This is a genomic window from Bifidobacterium aemilianum (assembly GCF_003315635.1).
Lineage (GTDB): Bacteria > Actinomycetota > Actinomycetes > Actinomycetales > Bifidobacteriaceae > Bifidobacterium > Bifidobacterium aemilianum.
The window spans coordinates 404480-418305 of sequence record NZ_PDCG01000001.1 but is presented as its reverse complement, the minus strand read 5'-3'; the positions used below and the strand labels follow the sequence as shown (position 1 = coordinate 418305).

General features: G+C 60.6%; 12 protein-coding genes. 7 read left to right on the top strand and 5 right to left on the bottom strand.

Annotated features, from left to right (window positions below; translation table 11 throughout):
- Positions 1-35 precede the first annotated feature (35 nt).
- A complete protein-coding gene (locus tag CRD60_RS01800; protein WP_113859578.1) occupies positions 36-929 on the top strand; it encodes a YihY/virulence factor BrkB family protein in 894 nt (297 codons plus the stop codon).
- A 293-nt stretch (positions 930-1222) separates the two neighbouring features.
- Here the strand turns inward: CRD60_RS01800 and CRD60_RS08940 are convergent, their stop codons facing one another.
- Positions 1223-1786: a hypothetical protein gene (locus CRD60_RS08940; RefSeq protein WP_201737185.1), complete on the bottom strand. Its 564-nt coding sequence runs from the start codon at positions 1784-1786 to the stop codon at positions 1223-1225.
- A gap of 184 nt (positions 1787-1970) precedes the next feature.
- On the bottom strand, positions 1971-2216 hold the full coding sequence (locus tag CRD60_RS01790; RefSeq protein WP_127975612.1) for a hypothetical protein: 246 nt from the start codon (positions 2214-2216) through the stop codon (positions 1971-1973).
- A 395-nt stretch (positions 2217-2611) separates the two neighbouring features.
- On the opposite strand from CRD60_RS01790, the gene CRD60_RS01785 reads away from it, so the two are divergent.
- The 5 genes from CRD60_RS01785 (at position 2612) to CRD60_RS01765 (ending at position 9821) form a co-directional block, all read left to right on the top strand.
- Entirely contained in the window at positions 2612-2800 is a 189-nt protein-coding gene (locus CRD60_RS01785; protein WP_113859576.1) for a hypothetical protein, read from the top strand.
- Positions 2801-2836: 36 nt separating this feature from the next.
- On the top strand, positions 2837-4927 hold the full coding sequence (locus tag CRD60_RS01780) for an elongation factor G (RefSeq protein WP_113859575.1): 2091 nt from the start codon (positions 2837-2839) through the stop codon (positions 4925-4927).
- Positions 4928-5305: 378 nt separating this feature from the next.
- Positions 5306-5836, top strand: coding sequence for a PadR family transcriptional regulator (locus tag CRD60_RS01775; RefSeq protein ID WP_113859574.1), 531 nt, complete (start codon positions 5306-5308; stop codon positions 5834-5836).
- Between the two features lie 156 nt (positions 5837-5992).
- A complete protein-coding gene (locus CRD60_RS01770) occupies positions 5993-8836 on the top strand; it encodes an ABC transporter ATP-binding protein/permease (RefSeq protein WP_113859573.1) in 2844 nt (947 codons plus the stop codon).
- 91 nt (positions 8837-8927) lie between these two features.
- Positions 8928-9821 (top strand): SPFH domain-containing protein, encoded by an 894-nt coding sequence (locus CRD60_RS01765; protein ID WP_113859572.1) that lies wholly within the window; start codon positions 8928-8930, stop codon positions 9819-9821.
- A gap of 148 nt (positions 9822-9969) precedes the next feature.
- Here CRD60_RS01765 and CRD60_RS01760 read toward each other — a convergent pair whose 3' ends face one another.
- The 3 genes from CRD60_RS01760 to CRD60_RS01750 all read right to left on the bottom strand — a co-directional run bounded on the left by CRD60_RS01760 (position 9970) and on the right by CRD60_RS01750 (position 12626).
- A complete protein-coding gene (locus tag CRD60_RS01760; protein WP_236630763.1) occupies positions 9970-10815 on the bottom strand; it encodes a patatin-like phospholipase family protein in 846 nt (281 codons plus the stop codon).
- Between the two features lie 196 nt (positions 10816-11011).
- Positions 11012-11788, bottom strand: coding sequence for a glutamate racemase (gene murI, locus CRD60_RS01755; protein WP_113859570.1), 777 nt, complete (start codon positions 11786-11788; stop codon positions 11012-11014).
- 112 nt (positions 11789-11900) lie between these two features.
- On the bottom strand, positions 11901-12626 hold the full coding sequence (locus tag CRD60_RS01750) for a vitamin K epoxide reductase family protein (RefSeq protein WP_113859569.1): 726 nt from the start codon (positions 12624-12626) through the stop codon (positions 11901-11903).
- Positions 12627-12726: 100 nt separating this feature from the next.
- Here CRD60_RS01750 and CRD60_RS01745 point away from each other — a divergent pair, with 100 nt between their 5' ends.
- A complete protein-coding gene (locus tag CRD60_RS01745) occupies positions 12727-13719 on the top strand; it encodes a PHP domain-containing protein (RefSeq protein WP_113859568.1) in 993 nt (330 codons plus the stop codon).
- Positions 13720-13826: the final 107 nt, after the last annotated feature.

The window sequence follows — 13826 nt, the reverse complement described above, 5'->3', positions numbered from 1 at the left end:
CGGACTTCCTCGCTCCCGTGCCCTATAGTGCTGGTATGGGTAGATTGCGGGAAAAGCTGGGTCAGCTGCTGGTGCTGTGGACTGATTCCCTGCCCGGTCGAGTCCTGGCACGCTACCAGAACCGGCGGGGCCCGCTCCTGGCCAGTGGGCTGGCCTATGGTCTCCTGTTTGCCTTCTTCGCCCTGCTGTGGACCATCTTCAGCATCTTCGGTGTTTTCGTCTCCGGGAACAAGGCCTTTCGTGATTACCTGATCTCAGCGGTTGGTGATTTCCTTCCGGGATTGGCCCAGGATTTTCTCAAACCATCCCTGGTGGACAGGATTTCGGGAACCTTGACCTGGACCGGTTTGGTCACCCTGGTCATCTTCTGGTGGACGATCACCAGCTGGATGGATGCCCTCCGCAAGGCCGTCGGCGCCATGTTCGACAGCGACGGTGATGACCTCGCCCTCATCAAGGCCAAGGCCCATGACACCCTGGCGATTCTGCTTGTCGCCATCCTCCTGGTCCTGTCCACGGCCGCCGGTGCGGTTTCGGGTGGTTTGGTCCGCTGGTTCCTGGGGTTGATCCACATCTCCAGCAGTTCCTTGGCGGGCTCCTTCCTGGTGGATCTGGCCGGTCTGGGCAGTGGATTGCTGCTGAACTTCCTGCTCTTCTTGGTGATTCTGTGCATTGTGGCCCACGTCAAGGTCGGCAGATACACCCTGATGGGTGCCGGTCTGGGTGCCCTTTCGGTCTCCCTCATGCAGCTCCTGGCTACCAGACTGCTCACCGGAGCCTCCCGCAACCCCCTGTTGGCACCCTTCGCTGCCATCATCGGCGTGCTGATCTGGTTCAACCTGGTCAGCCAGGTCATGGTGATCTGCTCCTCCTTCATCGCCGAATGCGAACAGGGCGGTGAAGAACCCCAGAACAGGGCCACCGCATAGCCTTGATGCTTCGAAGTAGCTGTTCTGGCAGATTGATATGGGTGGAAAGGGGCCGGGGCTGCGGCGCCTCGTGCCGGAGGGCTGCTGATTGCGGACTCAGCTATAGAGGATATGGGTCCTCTTGGCAGGCGATATGAGATGTGGGATAGGAGCAGTGTTTGTGATGAGGGGTGCATGCAGAATGAAATAGCCATGGCCGTGAGCCTTCTTGAACTCACGGCCATGACTTTGGTTGTGGTAGCGGACCAGCTGTTAGGTTCAGACCATCAACTGCTTGCGCAGAACGAGGGTGATCACCGCTCCCAAAGCGAGTACCAGGGAGATGGTGCTGACGGAGGCGACGTCCTCATCGGTTGTGGCCAGTGCCGGATTGTCGGCGGCCGCTTGGGTGCCTTCTGCTTGGCGGGGTCAACCGCAGGTACTGGAGCTGGGGCTGGCGCAGGGTCTCCTGCAGGCGCAGGGGCCGGTGCCGGAGCCTTGGCACTGGCAACGGGTGTTGCGTTCTGATCCGGGTTCGGCATGGAATTGTCGGAGGTTTCCAGGTTTCGTATCACAATGAAGCGCCAGGTCAGTTTGACCGAGCCGTCTGGGCTGCTGACGTCCATGCGTGCGATATCCGCTGCTTCCTTGGAGTCCGTGAAGGTCCATTCGGGCTCAGGCATGTTGCTGCTGTCGACTTTGACGAATACCCTGTTGGAAGCGGTGAATCCGGCGCTCTTGGTGGGGTTGAAACCAACGACGGACTTGTCGCCAGCGGTGGCGGTCACTGAGGCAAGATCGGCGGTGCTGTAGGTGGTCTTGATCGGTGTGGTGGTGTCAGTGGCTGCTGGAGTGGTTCTGATGCTGCCAACCGGCACAAAGTAGATGTACCGGCAGGCTTCACCATGAAGGGCGAAGGCCCTGATCTTGGCGTAGCTGACCGTGCCAGGTACGACTGAGGCCGGGAAGTTGGCAGGCTGACTTGGGCCCCGTTGTTGTCGAAGTAGTGGACAGTCATGACCGCGTCATCTTTGGGGTCTGCGGGGTTCTGCTTCACGAGGCTCAACTCGCAGCGACCGGAGCGGTCCAGGCCGTGTAGACATGGTGGGTGGGATTGAACCAGGGTGCTGTTTGCTTGTCGTTGAAATGGTTCAGGGTCTTCACCTTGAATGTCGCAGAGGAGATGATGGTGCGCTCGGCAACCGTGAATCCATGGAGGTTTGAGTTGGTGTCGGCAGGCTCCTGGGCGGCCTGCGCCTTGGTGGGTGCCAGTGTCGCAGCCAGCAGGACCGATGGAGTCAGGGTCATGGCTGCCAAAAGCAGGTCCGGTAGGCGCTTTGGTCGAGATGCTTGTATTCCAATTCGAAAAATACTGTTCAGATATGACTGGTTGATCATGGAATGCAGGAAAACGGATGCTGCCTTGCTGTAGCATGACCTCCCATCGGCAGCCGTTTTTACATATTATCCAATATTCGTCAATGCTGGCATATGGGATGCCTGAGTGCCCGGTGCGGCAATGAAACCTGGACTCTGCCGAGTAGTCGGGTAGGGTTTGAAGGGGCCTCGACTGACCCCAATATTCTATATGCCGCTGCTGTTATCATTGATGGTGATATACAGCCTGGGGAAGCCGGTTGGATTTGCGGTCGCAACTTGCCGCTGGCCGGCTCCGCTAAAGGGTTTGAGAAGGAAGTGCGAGTATGAACATGAAGATCATCGTTGGCGCCATCAGCCTGGCTTTCGGAGCCGTCAGCATCGCCCTGGCCCTGGCCTCGGCGGTCATCCCAGCAGGAGTATGTGGTCTGATCGCCGGTCTGCTGGGTTTCGGTAATGGTTTCATTGGCATGAAGACCGTTGACAAGCGCGCTGTCACTGACGACATCGAGTAGTCGCTATTCCGAGGCCTCAGGCAGGGAGCAACTGGCGTGAAGCGTATTGTCACGGGCATTCTGGCCCATGTGGATGCCGGCAAGACCACCCTGTCCGAGGCCTTGCTGTATCAGTCGGGGCAGATTCGCTCCATGGGCCGGGTGGACCATGGCGACGCCTTTCTCGACACCGACCCCATGGAAAAGCAACGGGGCATCACCATCTTCTCCAAGGAGGCCAGGCTGCGGCACGGCCATCTTGAACTCACCCTGCTGGATACACCTGGCCATATTGACTTCTCCGCCGAGACGGAACGGACCCTGAGTATCCTGGATTACGCGATCCTTCTGGTCTCGGCCACCGATGGTCTGCGCGGCTACACCCAGACCCTTTGGCGCCTGCTGGAACGTTACCGGGTGCCCAGTTTCGTCTTCGTCAACAAGATGGACATGGGGGCGGTAAGCCAGGCAGAGATGCTGGATGCCCTACGCAGCGGCTTTTCGTCCGCCTGCATGGACTTCACTGACGCTTGCGCTGGTTCCGCTGACCCCACCGCTTGCGGCGGCCTGGCCGACTCCATGGAAGACATAGCCCTCCTTGATGAGGCCGCCATGAATGAGTACCTGGAAACCGGGCGCTTGGCTGACGACACCCTGGCCTCGCTGATTGCCAGCCGCAAGCTCATGCCCTGCCTGTTCGGTTCCGCCCTCAAGCTCGAAGGCATTGACCGGCTCCTGACCGGACTGGAGACCTTTGCCCGGGAACCCAGCTATTCCAAGGATTTCGGCGCTCGCGTCTACAAGGTCTCCCATGATGAGCGAGGGGATCGGCTGACATGGGTCAAGGTGACCGGCGGCAATCTACCGGTCAAGACCGCCGTGACCGATCCTGGCGACCAGCAGTCCGCCGCAGGTGAAGGCTGGTCTGAAAAGGTGGACCAGATACGCCTCTATTCCGGTGCCAAATACCAGTTGGCCGATCAGGTGACGGCCGGGACGGTCTGTGCCCTGACCGGACTGAGCCACACCTTCCCCGGCCAGGGGCTGGGTGTTGAGCGCCAGGGTCCCAAGCCGCTGCTGGAGCCGGTGCTGACCTACCGTGTCCTGCCTACTGGGGCGGATATCCATAAGCTTCTTCAAGCCCTGCGAACCCTGGAGGACGAGGACCCGCTCCTGCAGGTCCGCTGGCAGGAGCGGCTCCATGAGATTCACCTGCAGCTGATGGGGGCGGTCCAGCTGGAGGTCATACAGCAGCTCCTGCAAGACCGGTTCGGCCTGGGTGTTACCTTCGGTCCCGGTTCCATCATGTATAGGGAGACCATCACCGCGCCGGTCGAGGGCGTGGGCCATTTCGAGCCTCTCCGCCATTATGCCGAGGTCCACCTGCTGCTGGAACCCACGCAGCGGGGCAGTGGCCTGACCTTCGCCAGCAACTGCAGTCTGGACCAGCTGGACCGCAACTGGCAGCGGCTGATCCTGACCCACCTGGGGGAGAAGGAGCATGTCGGTGTGGAGACCGGTTCGCCCATCACCGATATGCGGATCACCCTGCTGGCCGGTCGAGGCCACGTCAAACACACCGAGGGCGGGGACTTTCGCCAGGCCACCTACCGGGCCATCCGGCAGGGTCTCATGAAGGCCCGGGTCTCCGGCAACAGCCTGCTCCTGGAACCCTGGTACCGCTTCCGAATGGATCTGCCCCATGAGATGTTGGGCCATGCCATGGCCGATGTCCAACGTATGAGCGGGACTTTCGAGTCCCCGCAAGCCATCGGAGGAGGCTCTGCCGGCGCAGCGTCCGGGGCATGCGGTCTCCCCGATCCGGGGGGGCCTGATGACGGCTATGCCATCCTGCAGGGCCGCGCGCCGGTCGAACAGATGCGGGACTATGCCATGGAGGTCAGCCAATACACCCACGGCCAAGGTAACCTGGTCTGTCTCTTCGACGGCTACGCCCCCTGCCACAACGCGGCCCAGGTCATTGAGGAGGCCGCCTACGACCCTGAAGCCGACCTGGAGAACACCCCCGACTCGGTCTTCTGCGCCCACGGTGCCGGCTACCCGGTCGCATGGACCAAGGTCGAGGACTTCATGCACATGGAAGGCGGGCCATACATACGGCCGGAGTCTCACCGTCCAGAGGCCTGATATGACAGAAGCCCAGCGGTTTGGCCGGGCTTGTGTCAAGAGAGAAGGAAAAAGGGAGTTTCAGTTATGGGGCCTGTTGGGGGCCTCATCGGTTCTACCGACACCACTCATATAACTCCCCCAAGATGGGAGTACGGTTGCGGTTCCCTTGGGATTGCCTGTGCTTGCTCTTGCTATTGCCTGATGGTGCGGTGGAGGCCTTGGCCTCCTGTGGTTGGTGCCTGGTTCGGGGGTTATGGGGATCAAGTCGACAGTGGCTGCACATGGTCCTGTGGGCCTCATGCGCCTTGTTTTGGTGGGAGGGTTGGTATATCTCGAAAAGCGATATTCTGTGAGCTGAGCTGAACGCGCTATAGACAAAGACGGTAGATTGACTGTATGAGTCTGATTGAAATGATGATGCTGGGCTTCCTGTCGGAGAAGAGCCTGTGCGGCTACGAGCTGCGCAAGAAGATGGAGCAGCTGCAGGGCTACACCCGCACCTTCAGCGACGGCGCCATCTACCCGGCTGCCCAACGTCTGGTGAGCGCCGGATTGGTGGAGGAGAACAAGGATGTTCATGATGGCCGTCAGCGCCGACTCTTCACCCTCATGCCGGCTGGGCGCCAGCACCTTATCGCGACGTTGACCGATGCCGATGGCTTCCTCATTTCGGACATGAACCGTTGGATGGTGGTGCTGAGCTTCCTGTCGCTGGTGCCGGACCAGGCTGACCAGGAAACGGTTCTGCGTAGGCGTTACGACTACCTGAGCCGGGCCGATCTCCATCTTTTCTTCTGCGATGCCGGTCACGGGCTTGATGGGGACGAACTGGACGACCCCTACCGTCGGGGGCTGATGCAGGTTCATGAGAGCCAGGTGGAGGCTGAACTGGCCTGGCTGCGGGAACAATTGCATATTGAACGGTAGGGTGTGCTAGGATTCCTCTCACACTGTAAGATGTTTACGCTGTCTGTGAATTTGTCAGTCTGAGGATTAGTGCAAGATGGGGCTAGGTTGCCCTGGCCAAGGGGAGTCCTAAGCGGTCACTCCTAGTGGTCAGTTGTTCTCTGGAAGGCGGAGCCCATGTTGCAGATCAACCACATCTCCAAGCAGTACCAGACCGGCGATTTTGTGCAGAAGGTCCTGGATGATGTCAGCGTCAATCTGCGCGACAGTGAGTTCGTGGCCATTCTGGGCCCCTCCGGATCGGGCAAGACCACACTCCTGAACATCATCGGGGGGCTGGACCGTTACGACCAGGGCGATATCGACATCAATGGCACATCAACCAAGCTTTACAAGGACAGGGACTGGGACGCCTACCGCAACCATACGATCGGTTTCGTCTTTCAAAGCTATAACCTCATTCCCCACCAGACCATCCTCTCCAATGTGGAACTGGCCCTGACCATCTCAGGTGCCTCCAAGGCCGAGAGGAAGGACCGGGCCCGCAAGGCCTTGGAAGAGGTCGGGCTGGGTGACCATATCAACAAGCGGCCCAACCAGCTTTCCGGTGGCCAGATGCAGCGGGTCGCCATCGCCCGCGCCTTGGTCAACAACCCCTCCATAGTCCTGGCCGATGAGCCGACCGGCGCTCTGGATTCAGAGACCTCGGTCCAGATCATGAACCTACTTAAGGAAGTGGCCAAGGACCGTCTGGTGGTCATGGTGACCCATAATCCCGAACTGGCCCACGAGTATGCCACCCGCATCGTGGAGCTCCACGATGGCAGGATCGTCTCCGACTCCGATCCCTTGATTCTGGCTGAGGGCGAAGGTCTGCGCCGGGCCAGGCACCGCCGTCTGGGCAAGGCCTCCATGTCCATGCTCACCTCAATCTCCCTGAGCTTCAACAACCTGAGGACCAAGAAGGGGCGGACCTTCCTGACCGCCTTCGCCGGGTCCATCGGCATCATCGGCATAGCCTTGATCCTGTCCGTATCCACCGGGGTCAACACCTATATCGCCGATGTCCAGCGGGACACCATGACCTCCTACCCCATATCCATCCAGGAGCAGTCCTTCGACCTGAACAAGATCATGGGCTCGGCCCAGGAGAGCAACCAGAGCAAGGAGGGCAAGACCGGGCGCAAGGCCATCTACCCCGATGACTCCTCCATCACCAACGCCTCAACCCTGACCTCCTCCATCAGCTCCAACAACCTCACGGCCTTCAAACGCTACCTGGACAATCCCAAAAGCGAACTCAACCAGTATGTCGGCCGGGTGGGGGTCCAGTATTCCTACGATGCCAAGTTCTCCATCTACGACCACGACCCCAAGGGGACCCTGGTCTCAGCCGACGGGGTGACCATCGGTGGCCAGCAGGGATCCGTGGCCAGCCAGATGGCCTCCATGAACCCCTCCGGCGACCCCTCTGCCATGCAGTCCATGCAGATGTCCCGCCTGACCGGCAAGACTGAGACCAACACCAGCCCCAAATCCTTCTCGGAGATCATGCCGGGCAAGGATGAGGACGCGACACCCATCTCCAAGGTCATCACCGATAACTACCAAGTCGTCGACGGGCACTGGCCCAAGGACAAGGACCAGGTTGTGCTGGTCCTGGACTCCAACAACCAGATACCCCTGACCACTCTCTATGAACTGGGACTCCTGCCGGCTAGCGACTACAACGACATGATGTCCAAGATCAACAATGGGCAGCGGGTCAAGCCGGACACCTCCAAGATGGACTACGACAAGGCCCTCAAGCAGACCCTGGACCTGGTTCCGGCCTCCGACCAGTACGTCAAGGGGGCTGACGGCCACTACAACTACGTGGGTGGGGATGCCGGGCAGGTCGCCAAGCTGGCCCAGGACGCCATACACCTGAACATCGTGGGCATCGTCAGACCGACCGAGAAGGCCTCGGCGACACCGCTGCCAGCGGGCGTGGGTTACACCCGCCAGCTGACCAACCATCTGATCGACCAGGCACAGTCCAGCCAGGTGGTCAAGGACCAGCAGGCCGACCGGCAGAGGAACGTCCTCAATGGCCTGGCCTTCACCGCCGATGACGATGGGGCCAAGGCAGCCCAGGCCAAGGACTATGTGGCCAGCCTGCCGGTTCCCCAGAAGGCTGCCATGTCCAAGGCCCTGGCCGCGGCGCAGCAGGCTGACCAGCAGGACGGGGCGGCAGGGGCCGGCGCCAATGCCTCCCAGTTGCCAGGGCAGGCCCAGTACAGAGGCCAGGGAGGCATCCTGGCCATGGGCGACCAGCAGGCTGCCGCCAGCATGGACTCCTATATGGCCACAGCCAGCCAGGACCAGCTGGTCTCCATCTATGAGCAGTATGTCCGCCCCCAGGTCGGGTCCTACAAGGACAACATGACCGCCTTCGGCCTGATCAACCGTGACACCCCCAGCACCATCAAGATCTATGCCGACAGCTTCGAGAACAAGAACTCGATCTCCGAGGCCATCGACCATTACAACCAGAAGGCCAAGAAGGCCGACAAGATTGTCTATACGGACTATGCGGGCCTGATCATGAACTCGGTGACCACCATCATCAACGTCATCTCCGGGGTGCTGATCGCCTTCGTCTCAGTCTCCCTGGTCGTATCATCCATCATGATCGGCATCATCACCTACATATCGGTCCTGGAGAGGACCAAGGAGATCGGCATCCTGCGGGCCATGGGTGCCTCCAAACACAACATTTCCCAGGTCTTCGACGCGGAGACCGGCATCATCGGTCTCCTGTCGGGCTTCCTGGGTGTGGGCATCACCTTGCTGCTGCTGATACCGGGCAACACCCTGATCCACCATCTGATGGGTACCGACCAGGTCACCGCTGTGCTACCGGTTGGCGGGGCGGTCGTCCTGATCATCCTCAGTATGATCCTGACCCTCATTGGTGGTCTGATTCCCTCCAAGAAGGCGGCCAAGCAGGATCCGGCCACGGCCCTACGCACCGAATAGCCGGGTTGGGCGGCCGCTTTTGCCTTGGCAGTACCCAATTTCATGCCAATCCATGAGATACTGAAGGAAACCAATACAAGGAAGGAATCTCATGGTGGTGTTGATTGTAATTCTGGTGGTAGTGCTTGTGCTGCTGTTTTCAGGCATGTATATCGTGCCCCAGCAGCAGGCTTATATCATCGAACGTCTGGGCAAGTTCAAGTCGGTCTCCTACGCAGGATTCCACATCAAGATTCCGGTCATCGACCGCATCGCCACCAAGACCAACATGCGGGTCAACCAGCTCAACGTCAAACTGGAGACCAAGACCCTGGACAACGTCTTTGTGACCACCGTGGCCTCCACCCAGTTCCGTGTCAACCCCGAGAACGTGGCCACCGCCTACTATGAGCTCCGTGACCCCGCCGGCCAGCTCCGTTCCTACATGGAGGACGCCCTGCGTTCCGCCATCCCCGCCCTGAGCCTGGACGACGCCTTCGCCCGCAAGGACGACATCGCGGCCGATGTGCAGAAGACCGTGGGCAATGAGATGGCCCGCTTTGGCTTCACCGTGGTCAAGACCCTGATCACCGCCATCGACCCCAGCAACCAGGTCAAGGCCGCCATGGACTCCATCAACGCCGCCCAGCGGGAGAAGGAGGCCACCCGCCAGCGGGCCGAGGCTCAGAAGATCCAGATTGAGACCCAGGCCTCGGCCGACGCGGAGAAGACCCGCCTCCAGGGCGAGGGCCAGGCCAACTACCGTCGGGAGATCGCCAACGGCATCGTCGACCAGATCAAGAGTCTGCAGGCTGTCGGCATGAACGTCTCCGAGGTCAACAATGTGGTCCTCTTCAACCAGTACCTGGATGTCATGAGAGACCTCAGTCAGTCCGGCAACGCCAAGACCGTGGTCCTGCCCGCCTCCACGCCCGCCGGTTACAAGGACCTCTTCAGCCAGCTGACCCAGGCCATGCTGACCGCCGACGAGGCCAAAGGCGAATAAGCCCTAGAATCCGGCCTTCGCCAGCCCATCTGCTCTAGCTGGTAATAGTTGACCGCACTCTTCCCGGATAGCTTGAGCAAAGCGTCCGTGAACAGTGCGGTCCACTGTTATCTGCGGCAATGTGCAGATGTGTGGTACCTGAACCGTGTCAGGAATTGAGGAAGTCGCCTATGCGGTCAGCCTGGGCGTATCCGGCACGGTACATACGTTCAAGTCCCTCGAAGTTCTTGGTCAGGGTGTCCAGGCCGTATAGGCTCTCCGGGGCCAGAATCAGGACCTTGCCCTCCTGCTCGTAGCGCTTGGCCAGGGCGACCTCGTCGTTGTAAGTCTGGTAGCGGTTCAGCAGGCGTTCGGCAGCGGCCGGGTAGGAACGCTCCAGTATCCTGGCCGGTATGACATCCTTCTTCTGCTGGCGCAGGACATCCTTCAAACGGGTCAGAATAAGGACTATGCGCTCGCAGCCGTCGTCGATGGCCTTCTGCACGGGAACGGGGTCGGCAATGCCCCCATCGAAGTATGGGACCCCGTCGATGATGTAGGGCTCACAGGCCACAGGAACCGCAGAGGATGCCTTCATGATGTCGTAGTTGTCATAGGCCACATCGGTCTTGTCGAAATACTTGGTGGAACCGTCCTGCGCATTGGCTGCCACGACCGTGAAGGCGGTCGGGTCTTGGGAGAAGGCATGGTAGTCAACCGGGTACTCGCCATCATGGTTTGACAGGGTTCCGTAGATGTAGTCGAGATTGGCGTAGTTGCGGTCCCTGACGAAATTCCCGGCCGAGGCGTACTCCTTGCGGAATGCGTACTCCGTATAAAAAGTATGGGTCCGGCCCTGCTGGCCCGAGATGTAGGAGACCATGTTGGCTGATCCGGCGGAGACCCCATAGCAGTGGTCGACCCGGATTCCCTCTTCCATGCAGCGGTCCATGACCCCGGCGCCGAAGATGGCCCGATAGCCACCACCGACATCAATCATCGCCGTTCTCGCCATGTCATTGCCTCCTATGTGTGTCTGTGCCCTTCTCCCTACGGCTCAACCGTCGGCCATTCCCCTCCGGTGTGGGTACGGGGGTCGGAGGGATATTAATACTGGCCCATGATAGTCGACTGCCCCTCAAGACATAAGCGTGCGTCTGCGGGGCGGAATCCCGTTCAATATGCTAACAGGAATGGGGGTGGGGCCTGCCTCAGAGGTCAAGAAGATGCCAGGAGAGGTCGGTCACCCGCTGGCTCTGGTCTGAGTTGGAGAGGACCAGGGACCCCCGGTCACCTTCGGGTGCAAGCTGCCCCAAGGATTCCATAACCACCTGCAGGTGGTGAACCGTGCCTTCGTTGCCGTCGATCAGGGCCACCCGGTTTGGAAGGAGTTGGCGGAAGAAGTCCCGGTAGAAGACGAAATGGGTGCAGCCCAGGACCAGTGAATCAATGCTGTCCAGGTCGTAGGCTTCCAGGTAGCCGGACAGGGTCCGCAGGACCAGGTCCCGGTCCTCCAAGTGTCCATCCTCAAGGATGCGCACCAGCTCGGGGCAGGGTTGGGGGAAAATCTGATTGCTGGCCTTGAACCGGTCCATGAGGGAGGCGAATTTGCGCTCGCGCAGGGTAAGGGGGGTGGCTGCCACGATGACCCGTTGGGGCTTGCCCTGGCCTCGATCGCAGGCAACCTTGAGGGCTGGTTCCATACCGATGATGGGTATGTCATAGCTCTCACGCAGCTGGTCCGCGGCAGCCGAGGTGGCGGTGTTGCATGCGATGACCACCGCCTTGGCCCCCTCCTTGACCAGGCGGTCGACGATGGCGAAGGACAGTTCCCTTACCTCCTCCGGGTGTTTGACCCCATAGGGGGCGTTGAGGGAATCACCACAGTAGAGGATGCTCTCAGCCGGAAGGTCCCTCCTGATCTGGGCCACCACCGACAAGCCCCCCAAGCCTGAATCGAACACACCAATGGGTGCCTGTGACGACATAGCATTCCTCCCCGCATTCATGTCTCGTGCTTCCGGTCCACCAGCATACGCGGCTGCCGGCTCCTGCGGGCCTTTCACGCCTGGGGTGAAGGCCCCTGCCGGGTCGGTGCCCTCAGGCGAAGATGGTCGCTCCGTACTTGACCATGATCACGGCAAGCAAGGCCAGGATCCAGGCCAGGTCCACCATCAGGTCATAGTGGAGCCGGTAGTAGGTCCTCAGCCCCCTGGCCTTGGCAGGAATGCCCTGGACGGTCACGCTGGCATGGGACAGTGCCATGAACTGGATGGTGGTCGAGAACATGAGCAGCAGGCACCAGGGGCATAAGGCCTTGATGACGAACAAGGACTGGGTGAAGAGCCAGTAGGCGTAAAGCAAGGCAGCCAGGCCGCCCAACCAGGTCAGGCCGGCGAACCAGTGGGGGAAGTGGACCTTGAGCAGGCCGATGACGGCTATGGTCACGAAGACGCTTTCGGCGGCGATGCCGAAGAAGGCGTTGGGGAAGCTGAGCCCGTTGAACTTGATGAACTCAGCCTGCCAGGATTGGGAGACCGTTGAGCAGGACAAGACGGCGTTGACATCGCAGCCCAGGAGCTGCTTGGGGTGCCGGGCCAGTTGGAGGGTTTCGGCGGAGAGGATGAAGGAGACCATCAGGGCGATGGCGGAGAAGACCAGCATGACCCCATAGGTCCAGGACGCGTTGTGGAGCAGTGCGCCGAGGCCGGCTGGGCGGTCTTGTTCGGCGCTGGCGCTCGCGGTTCCCGGCCCCGCCTCCAACTTAGGCGATGCTGCCGGCACCGACGGGTCCGTGAACCTCGTAATCTTCTCATTATGGCTCATGATGCAATCCTGCCCTCTCGCAATCCCCCAGCTGCTGGTATGAAAATCAATGTGACCAGCTTACGATAGTTCCATGACTCCTGCAGATAGGTACTTAGCAATGTCGAAGCCTGACTATGGCATCGGCGGGCAGGGTGACGAAGAAAAGCCAGGCGCTTGCGGCAAGGACCAGGTCTTGCCCGAAGCTCCCGGGTCCCAGGGTCAAGTGGCCTCCCGCCAGCTTGCTGACGAGCGCACCCCGGCTTCAGGTTGGGACCTGCACTGTCATACCGCCTTTTCGGATGGCACCAGGAGTCCCTCCGATCTGGTTGAGGAGGCCAAGGCTCTGGGCCTGCATGGAGTGGCAATCACCGACCATGACACCAACAGCGGCTGGGACCTGGCCACGGTCAGGGCCAGGGAACTGGGGCTTCCCCTCTTACGAGGCACCGAGATCACCGCTGATGACCAGGGTGTATCCGTCCACCTGCTGGCCTACCAGTATGATCCGCGCAATTCGGCCATCAATGAGCTGTTCTTCCGGACCCGCCGTTGGCGTTTGGACCGGGCCAAGGCCATGGTCGGGCGCCTGGCCGAGGATTTCCCCATTGACTGGCAGGCTGTGCTTGATCAGGTCAGGGAGGGGGAGCGGACCACCATAGGCCGTCCCCACATGGCGGATGCCCTGGTCGCCGCCGGAGCCTATCCCAACCGGTCGGCGGCCTTCTCCGGGGCCATCAGTAGTCGGAGCAAGTACTATGTCCCCACCAAGTCCCCCAGCGCCAGCCAGGCCATCAGGGCAGTCAAGGAGGCGGGAGGGGTCGCCGTCATCGCCCATCCAGGGGACCGCAGCCGCAACCGCCGGCTCCTGAGCGACCAGCGCATCATGGCCTTAGCCGGGGAGGACGGGCTTGATGGCCTGGAGGTCTGGCACAGGGGCAACCTTCCTGACCAGCGTCGCCGGCTGCTGGTCCTTGCTGACAGCCTGGGTCTTCTGGTGACCGGCGGCTCGGATTGGCATGGGGCCGGCAAACCCAATCGAATTGGCGAACATTTGACCGATGACGGCACCGTCACCGAGATGGTGGGTAGGGGAACCATTCCTCTGGCTTGAGCACCCGGTCAGACTGGTGGCCGCAAGGCAAACACAGGCGGCAGCGTCAAGGCATAGGCGAACGGGAGAAGGGGCCAGTGCAGGGCTACACAAGCACTAGGCCCTAT